Raw genomic sequence first — 4,225 nt, forward strand, 5'->3', positions numbered from 1 at the left:
GCCCCAGCCACCCCTGCCGTCCGAGCCGAGAACCTCACCGTCACCCGCGGCTCCCGCACCGTGCTCCGCTCCCTGGACTTCACCGTCCCGCCCGGCCAGATCACCGGCCTCCTCGGCCCTTCGGGGTGCGGCAAGTCCACCCTGATGCGCACCATCGTGGGCACCCAGGCCAAGGTCACGGGCACCCTGGAAGTCCTCGGTCACCCCGCCGGCGCGGCCCCCCTCCGCTCCCGCATCGGGTACGTCACCCAGGCACCCTCGGTCTACGACGACCTCACGGTCCGCCAGAACCTCGACTACTTCGCCGCGATCCTCGACCCCGGCCGCACCGCCGCCGAGCGCCGCCACGCGAACGTGGCCCGGGCCATCGCCGACGTCGACCTCACCTCCCACGCCGACGCCCTCGCGGGCAACCTCTCCGGCGGCCAGCGCAACCGTGTCTCCTTGGCCGTAGCCCTCCTCGGCACCCCGGAACTCCTCGTCCTCGACGAGCCCACGGTCGGCCTGGACCCGGTTCTCCGCCGGGACCTGTGGACCCTCTTCCACACCATCGCCGCTGAACGCGGAGCCACCCTTCTCGTCTCCTCCCACGTCATGGACGAGGCCGAGCGCTGCCACCGCCTCCTGTTGATGCGCGAGGGCCAACTCCTCGCCGACGACACCCCGGACGCCCTCCGCACCCGTACCGGGGCCGAGACGGTCGAAGCCGCGTTCCTGCACCTGGTCGACGAAGCCACCGCGGCGAACACCCACGAAAAGGAGACGACTCGATGAACCCCCGGACCCCGACCTCGTCGACCCAGACCACGACAGCCACGGCACCCACGCAACCGAACACCCCCGCCCCCGCCCGCGGGAGCGCGATCAACTACTCCCGAACGGCGGCGACGGCAACCCGGGTCCTGCGCCAGCTGGCCCACGACCCCCGCACCATCGCGCTGATGCTCCTCATCCCCTGCGTGATGCTCTTCCTGCTCCGCTATGTCTTCGACGGCAGCCCGCGTACCTTCGACTCCATCGGCGCCTCACTGCTCGGCATCTTCCCGCTGATCACGATGTTCCTGGTGACATCGATCGCCACCCTCCGCGAACGCACCTCGGGCACCCTCGAACGCCTCCTCGCCATGCCCCTCGGCAAGGCCGACCTCATCGCGGGCTACGCCCTGGCCTTCGGCACCCTGGCGATCATCCAGTCCGCCCTCGCCACCGGCCTGGCGGTCTGGTTCCTCGACCTGGACGTGACCGGCTCCCCCTGGCTCCTGCTCCTCGTCGCCCTCCTCGACGCTCTCCTCGGCACCGCCCTGGGCCTCTTCGTCTCGGCCTTCGCCGCCTCCGAGTTCCAGGCCGTCCAGTTCATGCCGGCCGTGATCTTCCCTCAGCTCCTGCTCTGTGGCCTCTTCACCCCTCGCTCCGCCATGCACCCCGTCCTGGAAGCCATCTCCGACGTCCTCCCCATGTCCTACGCGGTCGACGGCATGAACGAGGTCCTTCGGCACACCGACATGACAGCCGCCTTCATCCGCGACGCCCTGATCGTGGCGGGCTGCGCCCTCCTGGTCCTCACCCTCGGCGCGGCAACCCTGAGGCGCCGAACCACATGACCCTGCCCCTCTCCGGCTTGGGAGAAGCGGAAGCCGGTACGCGCCACCCGACGTCCGCCCACCGGACACCCCCGCCAGGCCGGTGACCCCGGTGCGAGGATGACCCCAGGACGACGCACCCCCGGAGGGCACCGCACCATGACCCAGAAAGTCGCAGTCCTCGGCACCGGAAAGATCGGCGAGGCCCTGCTCAGCGGCATGATCCGAGCCGGCTGGGCCCCTGGGGACCTCCTGGTCACCGCCCGCCGACCCGAGCGTGCCGAGGAACTCCGCGCCCGCTACGGAGTCACCCCGGTCACCAACCCGGAGGCGGCCAAGACCGCCGACACCCTGATCCTCACGGTCAAGCCGCAGGACATGACCACCCTTCTCGATGAGCTCGCCCCGCACACTCCCGCCGACCGCCTGGTCATCAGCGGCGCAGCGGGCATCACCACCTCCTTCATCGAGGAGCGCCTCGCCCAGGGCACCCCCGTCGTCCGTGTCATGACGAACACCCCCGCCCTCGTCGACGAGGCCATGTCCGTCATCTCCGCCGGCAGCCATGCCAGTGGGGCAGACCTCGCCCACGCCGAGGAGATCTTCGGCGCCGTCGGCAAGACACTCCGCGTCCCCGAGACCCAGCAGGACGCCTGCACCGCCCTTTCCGGCTCGGGCCCGGCGTACTTCTTCTATCTGGTCGAAGCCATGACCGACGCGGGCATCCTCCTCGGCCTGCCCCGCGACAAGGCCCACGACCTCATCGTCCAGTCCGCCATCGGTGCGGCCACGATGCTGCGCGACAGCGGTGAACACCCCGTCAAACTCCGCGAGAACGTCACCTCCCCCGCAGGCACCACGATCAACGCCATCCGCGAGCTGGAGAACCACGGCGTACGAGCCGCCCTCATCGCCGCCCTGGAAGCGGCCCGTGACCGCAGCCGCCAACTCGCCTCCGGCAACAACAGTTAGACGCCCTGGTGGGGGCCGGACCCGCCGCCCCGGGCCCCACTCCTCCTCACTCGGGCGGCAACAACCCGATCGCCCGATACGCCGCGTCCACCCTCGGCCGCGCCATCTCCCTGGCTCTCTCCGCGCCCTCCCGCAACACCCCCTCCACGTACGCAGGATCCGCGCACAACTCCTTGTGCCTCTCCTGTACGGGCCTCAGGACCTCGGTCACGGCCTCGGCGATGTCCTTCTTCAAAGCGCCGTACGACTCATATACACCGCTCAGGCCCTCGGGGTTCCCACCCGTACAAGCCGCGAGGATCTCCAGCAGATTCGCGACCCCCGGACGCCCCTCCGGGTCGTACACGACGTCCCGCCCGCTGTCGGTCACGGCCCGCATGACCTTCTTCCGTACGACATCCGGCTCGTCGAGGAGACAGATGATCCCGGGCCCGGCGTCGTCGCTCTTCCCCATCTTCGCCGTCGGGTCCTGCAGGTTCATGACCCGAGCCGCCACCTTCGGATGCGTCGCCCGTGGCACGGCGAACGTATGCCCGTACCGCTGGTTGAACCGCACCGCGAGATCCCGTGTCAGCTCCACGTGCTGCGTCTGGTCGTCACCCACCGGCACCTCATCTGTCCCGTACGCGAGGATGTCCGCAGCCATCAGCGCCGGATACGTCAGCAGCGACAGCCGCACACTCCCGCCCCGTTCCCCCTCGCGCCTCGCCTTCTCCTTGTACTGGATCATGCGCCGCATCTCCCCGTCGGTGGCGACGCACTCCAGCAGGTACGACAACCGCGTGTGCTCGTCCACATGGCTCTGCACGAACACGGTGCACACCTCGGGATCGAGTCCGGACGCCAACAGCAGCGTCGCCGCCTGCCTGCTGAGCCTGCGCACCCGTGCGGGATCGTGATCCACGGTCAGCGCGTGCAGGTCGACGATGCAGAACAAGGCGTCCGCCTGGTGCTGGTCGACCGCAGCCCACCGCCGTATGGCCCCCAGGTAGTTCCCCAGCGTCAGATGCCCGGTCGGCTTGACCCCGCTGAAGACCCGCGTCATCTCTCTCCACCTCTCCGGTCGGGACCGCCGCTGCCCGCCGGCCGGGTCCTCCAGGAGGGAGAAACACGAACGGCCGCCGGAGCGGCGGCCGTTGAGTGCATACGTGAATCGGCCGCCGTCAGGCGGCCCACCACAGCTGGGTGCACGTACGCGTAGTCATGGACCTCAGAGTACGCCTCCGGAGTGGTCCCCGGAGCTGAGTTGACACGCCCCGGGCCGATACGTAGTGTTCTCCGGGTTGTCCGACGTGAGCGCCGACTCCGGTCGGTCCCCGGACAACGATTCCGTAGGTACCGCCCAACAAACGGCGACCCGTCGTCGTGCCATTGGCATGCGTATTCACGGAATGAGGAATCCGCGTTCGATAAGGACGCAGCCCCCGATTAGGTCGGGAGCGAGGAATCCGCTAAAGTCTCACTCGTCGGAACGGCCCAAGGGCCGGGAAGGCAGCCGAAAGGCAAATCCCGCCGACTGGGAATCGGGCCCGAAAGGATCTGATAGAGTCGGAAACACCGAAGGGAAGCGCCCGGAGGAAAGCCGCGAGAGAGTCTCTCGGGTGAGTACGAAGGAAGCGTCCGTTCCTTGAGAACTCAACAGCGTGCCAAAAATCAACGCCAGATATGTTGAT

The 4,225-nt window shown here is 68.8% G+C and carries 4 protein-coding genes; 3 read left to right on the top strand and 1 reads right to left on the bottom strand.

Annotated features, from left to right (window positions below):
* The 3 genes from FNH04_RS42310 to proC form a co-directional block, all read left to right on the top strand.
* Nucleotides 1-774 (top strand): ABC transporter ATP-binding protein (locus FNH04_RS42310; protein WP_152791551.1); only part of this gene is annotated, 774 nt, incomplete at its 5' end.
* Nucleotides 771-1,601: an ABC transporter permease gene (locus FNH04_RS42315; protein WP_152791552.1), complete on the top strand. Its 831-nt coding sequence runs from the start codon at nucleotides 771-773 to the stop codon at nucleotides 1,599-1,601. The genes FNH04_RS42310 and FNH04_RS42315, both read left to right, overlap by 4 nt.
* Before the next feature lie 138 nt (nucleotides 1,602-1,739).
* Nucleotides 1,740-2,552: a pyrroline-5-carboxylate reductase gene (gene proC, locus FNH04_RS42320; RefSeq protein WP_152791553.1), complete on the top strand. Its 813-nt coding sequence runs from the start codon at nucleotides 1,740-1,742 to the stop codon at nucleotides 2,550-2,552.
* Between the two features lie 46 nt (nucleotides 2,553-2,598).
* Here proC and trpS read toward each other — a convergent pair whose 3' ends face one another.
* On the bottom strand, nucleotides 2,599-3,597 hold the full coding sequence (trpS, locus tag FNH04_RS42325) for a tryptophan--tRNA ligase (protein ID WP_152791554.1): 999 nt from the start codon (nucleotides 3,595-3,597) through the stop codon (nucleotides 2,599-2,601).
* Nucleotides 3,598-4,225: the final 628 nt, after the last annotated feature.

Origin of the sequence: Streptomyces phyllanthi, assembly GCF_009377205.1 — a bacterium.
Taxonomy (GTDB): domain Bacteria; phylum Actinomycetota; class Actinomycetes; order Streptomycetales; family Streptomycetaceae; genus Streptomyces; species Streptomyces phyllanthi.